Annotated in this window: 13 protein-coding genes; 5 read left to right on the forward strand and 8 right to left on the reverse strand. The window is 59.0% G+C overall.

Features of this window, described 5'->3' with window-relative positions:
- Positions 1-29: 29 nt before the first annotated feature.
- Both glmS and glmU read right to left on the reverse strand, forming a co-directional pair.
- Entirely contained in the window at positions 30-1847 is a 1818-nt protein-coding gene (gene glmS, locus H4P12_RS03495) for a glutamine--fructose-6-phosphate transaminase (isomerizing) (RefSeq protein ID WP_187792190.1), read from the reverse strand.
- Positions 1847-3193, reverse strand: a complete 1347-nt coding sequence (gene glmU / locus H4P12_RS03500; protein ID WP_187792191.1) for a bifunctional UDP-N-acetylglucosamine diphosphorylase/glucosamine-1-phosphate N-acetyltransferase GlmU — start codon at positions 3191-3193, stop codon at positions 1847-1849. Before glmU ends, glmS begins: the two co-directional genes overlap by 1 nt.
- Positions 3194-3304: 111 nt before the next feature.
- On the opposite strand from glmU, the gene H4P12_RS03505 reads away from it, so the two are divergent.
- On the forward strand, positions 3305-3979 hold the full coding sequence (locus tag H4P12_RS03505; RefSeq protein ID WP_187792192.1) for an HAD hydrolase-like protein: 675 nt from the start codon (positions 3305-3307) through the stop codon (positions 3977-3979).
- 69 nt (positions 3980-4048) lie between these two features.
- Here the strand turns inward: H4P12_RS03505 and H4P12_RS03510 are convergent, their stop codons facing one another.
- Complete coding sequence (locus tag H4P12_RS03510) at positions 4049-4255, reverse strand: cold-shock protein (protein WP_187792193.1); 207 nt, start codon at positions 4253-4255, stop codon at positions 4049-4051.
- Between the two features lie 340 nt (positions 4256-4595).
- On the opposite strand from H4P12_RS03510, the gene H4P12_RS03515 reads away from it, so the two are divergent.
- A complete protein-coding gene (locus tag H4P12_RS03515; protein ID WP_343069752.1) occupies positions 4596-5492 on the forward strand; it encodes a DMT family transporter in 897 nt (298 codons plus the stop codon).
- 54 nt (positions 5493-5546) lie between these two features.
- Here H4P12_RS03515 and bfr read toward each other — a convergent pair whose 3' ends face one another.
- Together bfr and H4P12_RS03525 are read right to left on the reverse strand one after the other, a co-directional pair.
- Complete coding sequence (gene bfr, locus H4P12_RS03520; RefSeq protein ID WP_187792194.1) at positions 5547-6032, reverse strand: bacterioferritin; 486 nt, start codon at positions 6030-6032, stop codon at positions 5547-5549.
- Complete coding sequence (locus H4P12_RS03525) at positions 5980-6273, reverse strand: (2Fe-2S)-binding protein (protein WP_187792195.1); 294 nt, start codon at positions 6271-6273, stop codon at positions 5980-5982. Before H4P12_RS03525 ends, bfr begins: the two co-directional genes overlap by 53 nt.
- 127 nt (positions 6274-6400) lie before the next feature.
- Here H4P12_RS03525 and queA point away from each other — a divergent pair, with 127 nt between their 5' ends.
- The 3 genes from queA (at position 6401) to lpdA (ending at position 10291) form a co-directional block, all read left to right on the forward strand.
- Positions 6401-7447, forward strand: a complete 1047-nt coding sequence (queA, locus tag H4P12_RS03530) for a tRNA preQ1(34) S-adenosylmethionine ribosyltransferase-isomerase QueA (protein ID WP_187792196.1) — start codon at positions 6401-6403, stop codon at positions 7445-7447.
- Positions 7448-7531: 84 nt separating this feature from the next.
- Positions 7532-8809: an MFS transporter gene (locus tag H4P12_RS03535; RefSeq protein ID WP_187792197.1), complete on the forward strand. Its 1278-nt coding sequence runs from the start codon at positions 7532-7534 to the stop codon at positions 8807-8809.
- Between the two features lie 87 nt (positions 8810-8896).
- Positions 8897-10291, forward strand: coding sequence for a dihydrolipoyl dehydrogenase (lpdA, locus tag H4P12_RS03540; protein WP_187792198.1), 1395 nt, complete (start codon positions 8897-8899; stop codon positions 10289-10291).
- A gap of 83 nt (positions 10292-10374) precedes the next feature.
- Here lpdA and H4P12_RS03545 read toward each other — a convergent pair whose 3' ends face one another.
- The 3 genes from H4P12_RS03545 to H4P12_RS03555 all read right to left on the reverse strand — a co-directional run bounded on the left by H4P12_RS03545 (position 10375) and on the right by H4P12_RS03555 (position 14432).
- The gene (locus H4P12_RS03545; RefSeq protein ID WP_187792199.1) at positions 10375-11085 is read right to left on the reverse strand and encodes a hypothetical protein; all 711 of its coding nucleotides are present in this window, start codon (positions 11083-11085) and stop codon (positions 10375-10377) included.
- 317 nt (positions 11086-11402) lie between these two features.
- Entirely contained in the window at positions 11403-11969 is a 567-nt protein-coding gene (locus H4P12_RS03550; protein ID WP_187792200.1) for a mechanosensitive ion channel family protein, read from the reverse strand.
- Between the two features lie 42 nt (positions 11970-12011).
- Complete coding sequence (locus H4P12_RS03555) at positions 12012-14432, reverse strand: penicillin acylase family protein (RefSeq protein ID WP_187792201.1); 2421 nt, start codon at positions 14430-14432, stop codon at positions 12012-12014.
- Positions 14433-14562: the final 130 nt, after the last annotated feature.

Consider the following 14562-nt stretch of genomic DNA (forward strand, 5'->3'; position numbering starts at 1 on the left):
GGGCGACCAAAATCTTATTCCCCAAGATCTTATTCCACAGTGACGGACTTCGCCAGATTTCGCGGCTGGTCCACGTCCGTGCCCTTCGCGACTGCGGTGTGATAGGCCAGATATTGCATCGGGACCGCGTAAAGGATCGGTTGGAACGCACCGCCGCCTTTTGGCATGGTCAGTGTGGCATGCACGCCCTCGCCGCCAGTGGCAATCCCGTCACTGTCCGAGATCAGCAGGATCTGTCCATGCCGTGCCATGACCTCTTGCATGTTCGAGATGGTCTTTTCGAACAGGGCATCATGCGGGGCCAGAACGACGACCGGCACATCGCGGTCGATCAACGCAATCGGGCCGTGCTTCAATTCGCCCGAGGCATATCCTTCGGCATGGATATAGCTAAGCTCTTTCAGTTTCAGCGCGCCTTCCAGCGCCACGGGGAACAGCGCGCCTCGGCCCAGATACAGCACGTCCCGCGCCTCGGCCAACCATTCCGACAGATTGCGGCAATCGTCCGACAGGCTTAGCGTTTGCTGCAACAGGGCCGGGATCGACCGCAGGTCCTTCAGATGCGCCGCCAGGCCTGCATCATCCAGGCGACCGCGATCATGGGCCGCTTTCAGTGCAAGAATTGCCAAGGTGGTCAGCTGACAAGTGAAAGCCTTCGAGGACGCGACGCTGACCTCGATCCCCGCCATCGTGGGCAGCGCGATATCAGCGTCGCGGGCAATCGCCGAGGTGCCGACATTCACCAGTCCGATGGTTCGGTTTACATGGTTCTGCGCATAGTGCAGCGCCGCCAGCGTATCGGCCGTTTCGCCCGATTGACTGATCGCGATGAACCAACTGTTCTGTGACAGGGGCGGCTCGCGATAGCGAAACTCGGACGCAACGTCGATGTCGCAGGGCAGGCCCGCAATCTGTTCAAACCAGTATTTCGCGACATGGCCCGCGTAATGCGCCGTCCCGCAACCGACCAGGGACAGGCGGTCAGCCTCGGCAAAGTTCAAGCCGTCCGGCAGGACGATCCGATCACCCTTGATATAATGGCTCAGCACATCGGCAATCACGACCGGCTGTTCGGCGATCTCCTTGGCCATGAAATGACGGTAGCCGCCCTTGTCGATGGTCGTCGCGCCCACGTCGATGCGGCTTTGCGGGCGGTTGGTCTGGTTGCCGTCAGCGTCGAAGATCTGCACAGAATGGCGGGTCAGCACCGCATAATCGCCATCCTCAAGATACGTGATCCGGTCGGTAAAAGGCGACAGCGCGACCGCATCTGATCCGATGAAATTTTCACCATCACCATGACCGATGGCCAGCGGACTGCCCTTGCGGGCGGCAATCATCAGGTCGTTCTGACCGTTGAAAAGGAAGGCCAGCGCAAAGGCCCCGTGAAGGCGGGACAGAGTGGTTCTTGCCGCTTCCACCTCATCCATGCCCTGCGACATGTAATGGGCGGTCAGCAGGGCGACGGTTTCGGTATCGGTCTGCGATTCCGCCTGAATGCCATATCCGGCCAATTCCTCGCGCAATTCACGGAAATTTTCGATGATGCCGTTATGGACGACCGCAACCGGACCAGAGCGATGCGGGTGTGCATTCACCTCGGTCGCGGCGCCATGCGTGGCCCAGCGGGTGTGACCGATGCCGGAATGGCCGGGCAGGGGATGGTGGACCAGCAGATCGGACAGATTGACCAGCTTGCCCACTGCGCGACGTCGATCCAACTGGCCAGCGGCATCGACCGTTGCCACGCCCGCGCTGTCATAGCCGCGATATTCCAACCGACGCAGGGCATCGACCAATTGCGGGGAAACCTCGTGCTTGCCCAGGATTCCGATAATGCCACACATCAGCGTTTCTCCGTCTTTTTCATCCGCAGGGCCTGCATCAGCCGAATGCCAAGGCCCGGTTTCGTCACCTGGCGCGTGCGCGCGATGGCCAACCCGCCATCCGGGATATCTTCGGTGATGACCGATCCCGAACCGGTGACGGCATCTGCACCGACGCGAACGGGCGCGACCAGCATCGTGTCGCTGCCGATAAAGGCGCGCGGGCCGATTTCGGTCTTGTGCTTCGATACCCCGTCATAGTTGCAGGTGATCGTTCCTGCGCCGATATTGGTCGCCTCACCGATATGGGCGTCACCCAGGTAGGTTAGATGGCCAACCTTGACCCCTTCATCAAGGACCGAGTTCTTGATTTCGACGAAATTGCCGACATGCACATCGCCGCCCAGTTCCGCACCGGGGCGCAGGCGGGCGAAGGGGCCGACCGTTGCCCCGGCCGAGACATGGCAACCCTCCAGATGGCAGAATGGCAGAATTTCCGCGCCTGATTCAACGGTGACACCGGGACCGAACACGACATTCTGCCCGATGACGGCGTCGCGACCGATCGCCGTGTCCAGAGAAAACCAGACGGTCGCGGGGTCGGACAGGCTGACACCATTTTCCAGCGCAGCGTGCCGCGCCCGCGTCTGAAAGGCAGCCTCGGCGGCAGCCAGTTCGGCGCGGGTGTTGATGCCCAGCGTCTCATCCTCATCACAGGTGACGACATCGGCGCGATGGCCTTCGGCGCGGGCCAATGCGACCAGATCGGTCAGATAGTATTCGCCCGACGCATTGCTATTGCTTAGCCGGGGCAGCAACTGGCGCAGCAGTCCGGCCTCCAGCGCCATGACGCCCGAATTGACCAGCGCAATCTGACGGGTCGCCTCGTCCGCATCTTTATATTCGACGATCTTTTCCAGCCCGCGTTCGGTGACGACCAAACGTCCATAACGGCCCGGATCATTGGCTTCAAAGCCCAGAACGACAACATCCGCGTGGTGCGAGGCAAGGGCGGCCAGCGTATCTTCACCGATGAAGGGCGTATCGCCGTAAAGCACGATCACCTTGCCTTCGAACCCTTCCAGTTCCGGCAAAGCCTGCCGAACGGCGTGTCCGGTGCCAAGCTGTTCGGATTGCAGGACGATGCGCGCATCCGGGTCCAGCTTGCCAACGGCCTTGGTCACAGCCTCGGCCCCGTGACCCGCGACAACGATGATCTGTTCCGGTTCCAGGCTATGGGCCGCGTTCAGTGCGTGACCGACCAACGGCACGCCGCCCAGACGGTGCAGAACCTTGGGCAGATCGGACTGCATCCGGCTGCCTTGCCCCGCGGCCAGAATGACCACTGCGATGGATTTATACGACATGCCCGCCTCGTTTGCCTGTTCACTCTTGTTAAGCGGCGTTCTAATCGGGGTTGAGCGGGCAGGAAAGGCCCCTGCGTTCACCTTTGTTTACGGATCATTTCGGAGAGAGCTATGGCGGGAACGGTGGTATTTGATCTGGACGGGACGCTGGCGGATACGTCAGGCGACCTGATTGCGGCGGCAAATGCCTGTTTTCAGGCACGCGGCCTTGACGATCTTCTGGATCCGATGGCCGATGCGCTGACAGCATTTCACGGTGGACGTGCGATGCTTCGTCTGGGCTATAGCCGTATGGCCCGCGATACCCTGTTGCCGCCGGGGGCAGAAGAACAGGATTATCCACGTCTTCTGGACCATTACGGCCGTAATATCGCCGTCCATACACGCCTTTATCCAGGGGTGGAGGAGGCGCTGCGACAGTTGCAGGCCGATGGGGTCAAGCTGACGGTTTGCACCAACAAACCCGAAGGGCTGGCCGAAACGCTGCTCACGGAACTGGGTATTCGCCATTTGTTCGGCGGCCTGATCGGCGCGGATACGCTGCCGGTTCGCAAGCCCGATCCGCGCCCTTATCGCGCAGCCGTTGATGCCGTTGGCGGCACAGTGGCACAGTCATTTCTGGTCGGTGACACGGACACGGATCGCAAGACCGCAGCGGCTGCGGGCGTTCGTGTGGCTTTGGTCAATTTTGGTCCCGAAGGCGACGCCATCGCCCGCCTTGGCCCGGATGCGGTGATCAGCGGCTTTGCGGAACTGCCCACCCTTGCGCGAAAATGGCTGGGCTAAGGCCCACCAAAAAGAAAAGCGGGGCTGACATGATGTCGGCCCCGCTTTCTTGTTCGTCAACCTGAACGCTTATGCGAGCGCGAGGTTGCTGGCCGATTCACGACCATTGCGGTCGGTCTCAACGTCGAAGGTCACTGCCTGGCCATCGTTCAGACCACGCAGACCTGCACGCTCAACAGCCGAGATGTGGACGAAAACGTCTTTCGAGCCACCTTCGGGCGCGATGAAGCCGTAACCTTTGGTAGCGTTGAACCATTTCACGGTGCCATTAGCCATCGTGTTATTCCTTTTGTTAATTCCGCCCACACAACGCGGCGGTCTGGCAAAGCTGAAGATCGAAAGCTGAGCCGACAGGAACAGGTCCGAAACATAGAATGCCCATCTCCTTTAACTCACCCAAGGTCAATTGGCGAGAGGGTTTGCGCATGATTGCGCCCATCGGCAACAAAATGCCGTCGGTACCGTTTCAACACATGCCCGAACGCTTGCGGCATGTCGTCGCGCCACGGCGCTGAAATCGGTGCGACATTGACTGGTTGGGGAAACTGCTGCATCGACAGCAAACGAAAGTGCAGGGTGGGGCATTCTCTCACACAGCAATCTTGGCGGGAAAATCGTGACAACAGCTTTCACAGCGGATCGCAATGCCAACCTGCTTGGCAGCCTGTGGATGATCGCCTCTATGGGGCTGTTCGCGGTCGAAGATTCGTTTATCAAGGCCGCGTCTGTGACCCTGCCCGTGGGGCAGGTCCTGATCCTGTTCGGCCTTGGCGGCGCGGTGGTGTTTGCAGCACTGGCACAGCTGAACAAAACGCCGCTTTTCGTGCCCGAGGTATTGTCGCGCCCGATGCGAATCCGAATGGTGTTCGAGGTTGTGGGACGCCTGTTCTATGTTCTTGCGCTTTCCATGATTCCGCTGTCCGCGGCGACGGTAATCCTTCAGGCAACGCCGCTGGTCGTCGTGGCCGGTGCCACATGGGTCTTTGGCGAGCAGGTCGGCTGGCGCAGGTGGAGCGCGATTGTCGTGGGCCTGATCGGCGTGGTCATCATCGTGCAGCCGGGAACCGATAGCTTTTCGATGCTGTCGGTGCTGGCGATCATCGGCATGATCGGCTTTGCCGGCCGTGATCTTGCCAGCCGCGCTGCGCCGCGCAGCCTTGGCACCGTTACCCTTGGGTTTTATGGATTTCTGGCTGTGATGGTTGCGGGTATTCTGTTTTCGATCTGGCAAGGCGCGGCGTTCGTGACGCCAAGCCTTCAGGCATTGCTGTTTCTGGCAGGGGCAGTTGCCTCGGGCACGACCGCTTATAGCTTTCTGATGAAGGCGATGCGGACCGGCGAAGTCTCGGCCGTGACGCCGTTTCGCTATACGCGCCTGCTGTTCGGGATCGGGATGGGCATTGTCTTGTTCGGCGAAAGCCTGACATTTCCGATGCTGCTTGGATCGGCGCTGATCGTCGCATCGGGTTTGGTTATTTTGTGGCGCGGCAAGCAGGCGGCCAAAGCGCAGTAACTGGCCACGAAATAATCGCGCCCCGCGATCAAGCGCAGGGCGCGATGAATTGCGTCACTCTGCTTCGTTTGCAGGTTTCGCGTTCAGCAGGCCATAGTTCTGGACGCCGATGGTGTCATACAGTTCGATCTGCGTTTCCAGGAAGTCGATATGACCTTCCTCATCTGAAATCAGATCCTCGAACAGCGCCTTGCTGACATAGTCGCCAACGCTTTCGCAGTGATCGCGGGCTTCGATATACAATGTGCGGGCGTCATGTTCGCCAGCCAGATCGGCTTCCAGCGTTTCCTTCAGGTTCTGGCCGATGCGCAGCGGATCCAGCTTTTGCAGATTCGGATGGCCTTCAAGAAAGATGATTCGCTGGATCAGACGATCCGCGTGATTCATTTCCTCGATGGATTCGGCGCGGGACTTGTCGGCAATGCGACCATAACCCCAATCTTCCTGCAGACGGTAATGCAGCCAATACTGGCTGACCGCGGTCAGTTCAGACCGTAGCGCTGCGTTTAGAAATTCGATGACCTTGGCGTCGCCCTTCATGTGAATAGCCCTTCTTGCTGTCTGATTTGTCCCGCAAAATTGGCGGGGCTACACCCAAACTAGCTGAATGGCGCATGGTGTCCAGAAAGAGCGGCATACAACCGCCACAATCTGCGCGTTTTCCAAGGGCGTGATAAATCTTGCCGGGCGTGATGATCGTATCCGGGTCAGATGCGCGCATCCACTCGATCGCCGAGTGGATTTCGTGGTCTGTGATTTGGCTACAGTGGCAGACGATCATGGCAGGTTCCTCACTGCGCAAAACCTATCAAAACCGTCGGATAAGTAAAGTCCTAGTTTTTTACTTGGCCATCACATCGACTTGACGCAGACTTGACGCAGACGGGTCGCGGACGCAAAAGCGGCCCATGAAACTGGATGATTTCGACTTTGATCTGCCGCGCGATCTGATTGCCACGCGCCCTGCAAAACCGCGCAGTGCTGCCCGCTTGCTGCTGGCAGAAGGGGGCGGCATTGCCGATAGGCATGTCTTTGACCTGCCGCAGATTTTGCAGGCAGGCGACGTATTGGTCTTGAATGATACAAAGGTCATTCCCGCCCGCTTGACCGGCACCCGCAGCCGCGCCACGCCGCAGGGCGATGCGGTGGCCAGGATCGAGGTCACGCTGCTGGAACCCGCAGCCGAAGGTTGGAACGCATTGGCCAAGCCGATGCGCAAGCTGAAGCGGGATGAGGTCATCCGCTTCGGTGACAACCTGTCCGCGACGGTCGCCGAAATCGCACCAGAGGGTCTGCGGCTGATTTTCGATGCGACCGGAGAGGCCTTTGATGCTGCGTTGGCGCAGGTCGGTGCGATGCCCCTGCCACCCTATATCGCGGCGCTGCGGGCGCCGGACGCGCAGGACCATCAGGATTACCAGACCGTCTGGGCCAATCGTCAGGGCGCCGTCGCCGCGCCAACCGCCAGCCTGCATTTCGATGATGCGCTGCTGGACGCGCTGCGCCAACGCGGCGTCGAATTCGTTCACGTCACGTTGCATGTCGGGGCGGGGACGTTCCTGCCGGTCAAGGTTGACGACGTGACCACCCACAAGATGCATGCCGAATGGGGCGAAGTTACGGCCGAGGCCGCAGCAAAGATCAATCAGGCAAAAGCGCAGCGCAGGCGGATCATTCCGGTCGGCACCACGGCCCTGCGGCTGATCGAATCGGCTGCTGTGGCCGATGGGCAGATACAGGCATTTCAGGGCACGACCGATATCTTCATCTATCCCGGTTATCGTTTCCAGATCACTGACGGGCTGATGACGAATTTCCACCTGCCGAAATCCACGCTGTTGATGCTGGTTTCCGCATTGATGGGAACACAGAAGATCAATGAAATATATGATCACGCTGTTAAAAGCTCGTATAGGTTCTTCAGCTACGGTGACGCGTCGTTGCTTATCCCTTAGGCAATAAGGGGCTGGCGTCATGCGGCCATCACCTTTAGGGCCAAGGACTGAGGTATTCACAACCAGACGAAGACGAGACGCGCGATGATTGCGGTATTGCGTACGACATGGCCGTTGCTGCTGGGCATTTTGCTGCTGATGGTCGGCAACGGGATGCAAGGCACATTGCTGGGGATCCGTGGCGGATATGAAGGCATCCCGACCTTCCAGATGTCACTGGTCATGGCGGGCTATTACGGGGGCTTTCTGCTGGGCAGCCTGCATGTCCCGGCGATCATCAAGAATGTTGGTCATGTCCGCGTCTTTGCCGCGCTTGGTTCGATGATCTCGGCCGTGCTGATCGTCTATGCGGTCGAGCCGCACTGGATCACCTGGACCATTCTGCGCTTCATCATCGGCTACTGCTTCTGCGGCGTCTATGTGACGGCGGAAAGCTGGCTCAACGCAGGTTCGACGAACGAAAACCGCGGGCAGACCCTGTCGGCCTATATGATCGTGCAGCTTTTGGGCATCGTCGTGGCGCAGGCGCTGCTGAACGTGGCTGATCCGCGCGGTTATCTGCTGTTCATCATCCCATCGGTTCTGGTGTCACTGGCCTTTACCCCGATCCTTCTGTCGGCCCAGCCCGCACCGCAATTCGAAACCATTAAACGGATGAGCTTTGCACGCCTTTACCAGGCCTCTCCGCTGGGCTGTGTCGGGATTTTTCTGATGGGCGGCGTCTTTGCCGTGCTGTCGGGCATGTCATCGGTTTGGGGTGCCGAAATCGGGCTGTCGGTCGCGCAGATCTCGTTATTCGTGGCGGCGATCTATGCGGGCGGGCTGTTCCTGCAATACCCGATCGGTTGGATTTCTGACCGTTATGACCGCCGCCGTCTGGTGTTGATCCTGTCAACGCTTGGTGCGCTATGCGGATTTGTCGTGATCGCGCTGGACCTCAGCACGTTCAGCCTTGTCGTGGCCGGTGCGGTCATGGGCGGCGTGGCGAACCCGATTTATGCGCTGCTGCTGGCCTATACCAACGACTATCTGGATCAATCCGAGATGCCTGCCGCCTCGGCCGGATTGCTTTTCATCTATGGCCTTGGCTCGATGGGCGGGCCGATTCTGACAGGCTGGTTGATGGGGCTGATCGGGCCGAATGGGTACTGGGCCTATATGGCGGTTCTTTTGGCGATGCTGGCGATTTACGCGGCATGGCGCGCAACACAGCGTCGCGCACTGACCCCGCAAGAGCAGGGCAATTTTGCCGTCATCACGCCCAATACCGGTCCCTTGGCTGTCGAAGCGTCGCTGGACGAAGCGCAGTCTGATGCTGATGCCGTCAGCGGCCCTTCGAAAGACAACCAAACCGGGCAATAACCGCCATCCGCTCACCTTTGGGTGCCTGCTTGCTGTGCTGTCCAGAATGGTTTAACGCTGAACTATCTTCAGTGAGCGGGGGAAAGTATGGCCCAGAATTTCGATTTGGTAGTTATCGGTGCAGGTCCGGGCGGCTATGTCGCCGCAATCCGAGCTGCGCAACTTGGCCTGAAAGTGGCTTGTATCGAACGCGCGGATCTGGGCGGTATTTGCCTCAACTGGGGCTGTATCCCCACCAAGGCTTTGTTGCGTTCCGCCGAAGTCTTTCACCTGATGGAACGTGCCAAGGATTTTGGCCTGTCCGCCGACAAGATCGGCTATGACATCGACGCCGTGGTCAAGCGTTCGCGCGGCATTGCGAAACAACTTTCCGGCGGCATCGGCCATTTGTTCAAGAAGAACAAGGTTACGCCGATCATGGGCGCCGCGACGATCACCGCGCCCGGCAAGATCAGCGTCAAGACCGACAAGGGGACCGAGGAAGTCACCGCCAAAAGCATCGTGATCGCCACCGGCGCACGTGCCCGCGAATTGCCCGGGCTGGAGCCTGATGGCAAGCGCGTCTGGAACTATCGTCACGCGCTGGTGCCGCCCCATATGCCGAAAAAGCTGCTGGTCATCGGGTCCGGCGCCATTGGCATCGAATTTGCCAGCTTCTACAACACCCTTGGGGCCGACACGACCGTGGTCGAGGTGATGGACCGCGTGCTGCCGGTCGAGGATGCTGAAATCAGCACCTTTGCCAAAAAGCAATTCGTCAAGCAGGGCATGAAGATCATGGAAAAGGCGACGGTCAAGTCGCTGGACCGCAAAGCCGACAAGGTCATCGCCACCATCGAATCCGGCGGCAAATCGGAACAGATGGAGTTTGATACCGTCATTTCCGCTGTCGGCATCGTCGGCAATGTCGAAGGTTTCGGCCTTGAAAACCTGCCCGCGATCAAGGTGGACCGCACCCATATCGTCACCGACGAATATTGCCGCACCGGCGTTGACGGCATCTATGCCATCGGCGATGTGGCGGGCGCACCTTGGCTTGCGCACAAGGCCAGCCACGAAGGCGTCATGGTCGCCGAACTGATCGCCGGCCAGCACCCGCATCCGATCAAGCCGAACAGCATCGCCGGCTGCACCTATTGCAACCCGCAAGTCGCCAGCGTCGGCCTGACCGAGGCCAAGGCGAAAGAAGAAGGCTACGAGGTCAAGGTCGGCCGCTTCCCCTTCATCGGCAACGGCAAGGCCATCGCCCTTGGCGAACCCGAGGGGCTGATCAAGACGGTCTTCGACGCCAAAACCGGCGAACTTCTGGGCGCCCACATGGTCGGCGCGGAAGTGACCGAACTGATCCAGGGCTACATCGTCGGCCGCACGCTGGAAACGACCGAGGCGGAGCTGATGGAGACGGTGTTCCCGCACCCGACGCTGTCGGAGATGATGCACGAGGCGGTGCTGGACGCTTATGGGCGGGCGATCCACTTCTGAGTGGGGTGGAAGTGCTTGAGAATGAAGAGACCGGCCTTTAGGGGCCGGTTTTTTGTTGTAACCTAGGTTTTTTATTGATTGATTTATCCATCTGCCGTGACATTCCACTTAAATACAGATTTTTTAACCGAAAATAGCGCGAGATCAGATTCGTATAAATCCTGATTATACTGACCGTAGCCCCACATAATCGCTAATGTATTGTTAAGATTTTCATCTAAGTCACTAATTGGTATTGAAATGGTAACGGAAATTGATCCATTTGGAGCAAGATAAATTTTGAATGCACTGTCATAAGAATGTTGATATACTATTTCGCTATCGTCAGAGCTTTTTGGTCTCCGCCCCGTCAGTTCTGATTGTATATCCAGATACTTCGCCGGCGTGGGTCCGTAACATGTAAATTTCAGGTGAACTGCTATAAATTCGTCTCTGGTTATTTCTTCAGTGAACCTATCGATGATTACCCATGGTCTCGTTTGCGCATTGCCGATAATATTTTGATCTTCAGCCATCTTGCGAGTAGCATCTAGTGTTTCGCGAGTTGCTTTCAGTGTCTGTGCGACAAGATACACAGCATAAACGCTAATCAGCGTGGCTACCATTCCTGATATACCTTGCAGCCACGCCGGCACTTCCTTTATTTCGCCGATCTGAAATGCGCCTACGGCCATTGAGAGAATGAAACCGCCCAAAACACCCGCGACAGCACCGACAGTCAAGGTGTTCTGCTTATCCTGTCGTTCGAGGCATCTTTTCCTTGGTTCTCTGTGGGGTGTGTGGTTATCTTTCATGATCTTCCATCTGTCGTTTTGCGTGCTTACACAACGAGTGTCCTCCCACATATCCCTTGAGCCGGAGCCGTTGGCGGATTGCCACTACAACATCCCCACGCACTAAACCCGACTGTGCGCTAAAGCGCACCCTACAACTACGCTCCACCCGCAGCGTGCGCTTCAACTCGTCGATTCCCTAGAAAACCAGTGTACGGCCTGTGTACAGCCCGTGCCGCCTCTGTGTACGGATGGTGCAGGCAAAAACCCAGCATTTGCTGCCCCAAACGCTGCGGGATATCGCGCGACATCGTCCGCAACGCGCGCAGCTGTTGCGTTCAGCTCTGCGGCGTCATGTCGTGATTTTCCGGCAACTTGATCATCGTATTCTGCGCCATCGTCCCGTTTGCCACAATGATCTTGCGCCCATCATCCGTCCGCAGGACGGTGAAGCCAAGCGACATGTCCTCGACCACGCCCACTTCGCAATCCTGCGGCGTCGGTGCCGATATCTGCAGCCTGTCGCCGCGCCGGAAGGGGCGGTAAAGGACAAGACTGATCCCGGCGACAAGGTTGCCCAGCGTGGTCTGTGCGGCAAAGCCGATCACCACGGATACGAGGCTGACACCGGCCAGAAGCGCGGTTCCCAGACGGTGCAGGACCGGCACCATATGGGCGTAAAGCGTGAACAGCAGCAGCCAGATCAGCAGGATGGACAGCTGACTGACAAAAGACAGGGCGATCTGGTCGATCTGGTCTGAACGATCGTGCAGGATCGCCTCTTTCAGCAGTCGCCGCACCAGCCAGGACAGGATCAAGCCCGCGAGAAACAAAAACGCTGCAAGGATCGCGGCCCCCAAGGGTTTGCCGGGATCAAAAAGATGCTGAACTGCCTCTAACGTCATGGTTCCCTCGTAAATAACACTCGCGTGGTCATTGCGGTCGGCTTAGTTCTGTTCAGGCTCCAGCCGGGTGATCCCTGTTGCCGCTGCGCGGGCCAGATCCGGGTCCAGCGACATGCCGATATATTCACCTCGTCGCCACAAATCCGCCAGATCGTCATAGTGCCGCGACAGCGGATGCCCCGATTGCCCGGTCGAGATGATGAACACCGAACTGTCCGGGTCGGCCAGATCATAAACGCCGCGATAACCGGGGCCGGTTGCCGTCTCGAACGGGGCGGTGCCGTAACCCAGTCCCGGCATGCGTGAGACCGTAAACGGACCGCCAGACAGAGATTGCGTCAGGTTGACGACCCAACGAAGCCCGGCGATCTGTCCCAGAACCGGATGCGTATGCCGCGCCTGATGCGCGTCGCCCCATCTCCAGCTGGTGACGTCGGGGCCGTATTTTTCTGACAGATCAAGGATCGCGCGATCCAGAGACTGACGGGCGATGGTCGTACAATCCTCGGTCGGGGCGCTTTGCACGACATCGCACCATGCCGCCGCTCCGTCACGGTTGCGGAATACTGCGTCGATAAAGGCCGGGTGCAGAACGCGGATGTCATCGGCCATCGGGCCAAGCTCATCACGGATCAACCTGTTCTGCAGTGCCGCCATCCATGCGGAATAGATCAACGGCTCGGGCAGATGCTCGTTCATTGCGCCGTCCCATTCTGCAAGCAGGTTCAGCGCATCCTGACGCTGCCGTTCAGGCGACCCGGCTGCGGCCGGTTCGCCGGTGAACCAAAGTTCGGCCCCGACAATCGGCAGCAGCGCGCGGGCGGCCGGGCTGACCATATCCAGTTGCGCGGCGATAAAACTGTCACGGGAATGGATCTCTCGGTCCTGTAGCAGCCAGCTTAGCCTGCTACGGCGCAGGGCCAGCGTTCCAGCCTCTTCCGTGGCCAGCACGATGCCGTTATCCGTGGATTGCGAACTGCCGTTCAGTGCGACAATCCCTGTCCAATCGGCGCTGGTTTCCCAGCCAGGGACGGGCAGCGCGCCGCCTGTCGGATGACTGGCCGCGCGTTCCGGGGCAGCTCCGACCGTCAGCTGGCGTATTGATTCATTGTCGGCCAGAGTGACATTCATCGGGGGCGCGATGACCCCTTCCGCGATTTTGGCTGCGCCGGCGGTGTTGCTGGCATACATCAACCCCATCAAAGCCGACATGGTCGTGTCCGAATTCGATGACCCGGTCCAGCGCAAAGATGGAACGAAACCAGCAGGGGTAATATCGGACAGACCTGCATCAAACCCCGGAACCAGCGGGCCGTTGCGGCTGAAACGCAGCATGATGTTGCGATCGGGTTCATCCAGAACGCGGATCACTTCGCGTCGCGATTCCAGATCCACCCAGCCGGTAGGGCCGCGATAGCGGTCGGGACTGCCCGGCTGAATTTCCTCCATCGCGATATCGGCGTCATCTATGGGAGCGGGCGTCAGACCCCATGCAAGATGTGGATTACGGCCTGACAGAATGACCGGCATGCCCGGAATTGTCGCGCCGATCACCCCGCCCGAGGATAATTGCAATCGCGCCAGATAATACAGCGACGGCGAAATCAGCGGCGCTTGTGGATCATTCGCCAGCAAAGCACCGTTGGCGGCGGTTCGCGCTGGCAAGGCGGCAAAGCCGTTCGCACCCAGGCCATCGCCCGGACGAAGAAAGTTTTCGACCGAACGTTCGCCATCTGCACGTGATCTGCGTTCAGGAATTGCGAACCGCGCACCGGGAAAAAGCGAGGTGTAATCGGGTAGCGCGGCAGGGCCACCTTCGGCGCGCAGCAGATCGGTTCCGCGATCCGGCCATGCCATGGACAACCGTGCGCGCAGGATTTCGGTGGCGGCGGAATTGCTGCTTGCAGCGGCAATCAGCTTCAGGATGGCCAGTGAATCCGCCGGTTGCCAGTAGGAAATATTCTGTGGGCGCAGGAAAAATTCCGGCGCGCCACGGCCAAGCGCCTGTTCGTTCACCTGGGCGATCCATTGGTTCACACCGGCAGAATAGGCCGTCAGCGCAGCCATGGTTGCATCGTCCTGCATATCGACTGATTCCGATGCATTGCGATACAATTCCAACCGCCGCGCCAGATCGTCGGCGGAAAAGGCCTTGGCGCCATACACCTCGGACAGGCGGCCCTGCGCGGCGCGGCGCAGCAAGGTCATCTGAAAAAGGCGATCCTGCGCATGGGCCAGCCCAAGGGCAAAAAAGACATCCTCGTCATTCGAGCCAAAGATATGCGGAACGTTTTCGGTAGAACGGACAATCTCGACCGGGGCAGAGATCCCCTGGACGCGGTAGGTCGCGTTATAGTCGGGCAGCGATCGCGTCGCAAAATACCACGTCAGCACCATGGTCAGGACCAGCACGACGATGAGCGCGACGGTTGCCCTGAGTAACCAGCGAAAGAGTGTCAGCATGTCGCAAGGGGGTCCATAAGCTGGTCAGCTCTCTACTGGATGCCTGTGGCGCTTGACCACGGCGCGTCGGGGTGATCGGGTGCTGCATAAGGCAGCCGCAGTCGCTTTACAACGAGGCTGCAGCACAAAC

The organism is Paracoccus amoyensis (assembly GCF_014490725.1).
GTDB classification, from domain to species: domain Bacteria; phylum Pseudomonadota; class Alphaproteobacteria; order Rhodobacterales; family Rhodobacteraceae; genus Paracoccus; species Paracoccus amoyensis.

Excerpts from the sequence above, each read along its gene's own strand:
- queA (WP_187792196.1), top strand. The coding sequence starts at position 6,401 with ATGAAACTGGATGATTTCGACTTTGATCTGCCGCGCGATCTGATTGCC.
- H4P12_RS03550 (WP_187792200.1), bottom strand. The coding sequence starts at position 11,969 with ATGACGTTAGAGGCAGTTCAGCATCTTTTTGATCCCGGCAAACCCTTG.
- bfr (WP_187792194.1), bottom strand. The coding sequence starts at position 6,032 with ATGAAGGGCGACGCCAAGGTCATCGAATTTCTAAACGCAGCGCTACGG.
- H4P12_RS03555 (WP_187792201.1), bottom strand. The coding sequence starts at position 14,432 with ATGCTGACACTCTTTCGCTGGTTACTCAGGGCAACCGTCGCGCTCATC.
- lpdA (WP_187792198.1), top strand. The coding sequence starts at position 8,897 with ATGGCCCAGAATTTCGATTTGGTAGTTATCGGTGCAGGTCCGGGCGGC.
- H4P12_RS03505 (WP_187792192.1), top strand. The coding sequence starts at position 3,305 with ATGGCGGGAACGGTGGTATTTGATCTGGACGGGACGCTGGCGGATACG.
- glmS (WP_187792190.1), bottom strand. The coding sequence starts at position 1,847 with ATGTGTGGCATTATCGGAATCCTGGGCAAGCACGAGGTTTCCCCGCAA.
- glmU (WP_187792191.1), bottom strand. The coding sequence starts at position 3,193 with ATGTCGTATAAATCCATCGCAGTGGTCATTCTGGCCGCGGGGCAAGGC.
- H4P12_RS03525 (WP_187792195.1), bottom strand. The coding sequence starts at position 6,273 with ATGATCGTCTGCCACTGTAGCCAAATCACAGACCACGAAATCCACTCG.
- H4P12_RS03535 (WP_187792197.1), top strand. The coding sequence starts at position 7,532 with ATGATTGCGGTATTGCGTACGACATGGCCGTTGCTGCTGGGCATTTTG.
- H4P12_RS03510 (WP_187792193.1), bottom strand. The coding sequence starts at position 4,255 with ATGGCTAATGGCACCGTGAAATGGTTCAACGCTACCAAAGGTTACGGC.
- H4P12_RS03545 (WP_187792199.1), bottom strand. The coding sequence starts at position 11,085 with ATGAAAGATAACCACACACCCCACAGAGAACCAAGGAAAAGATGCCTC.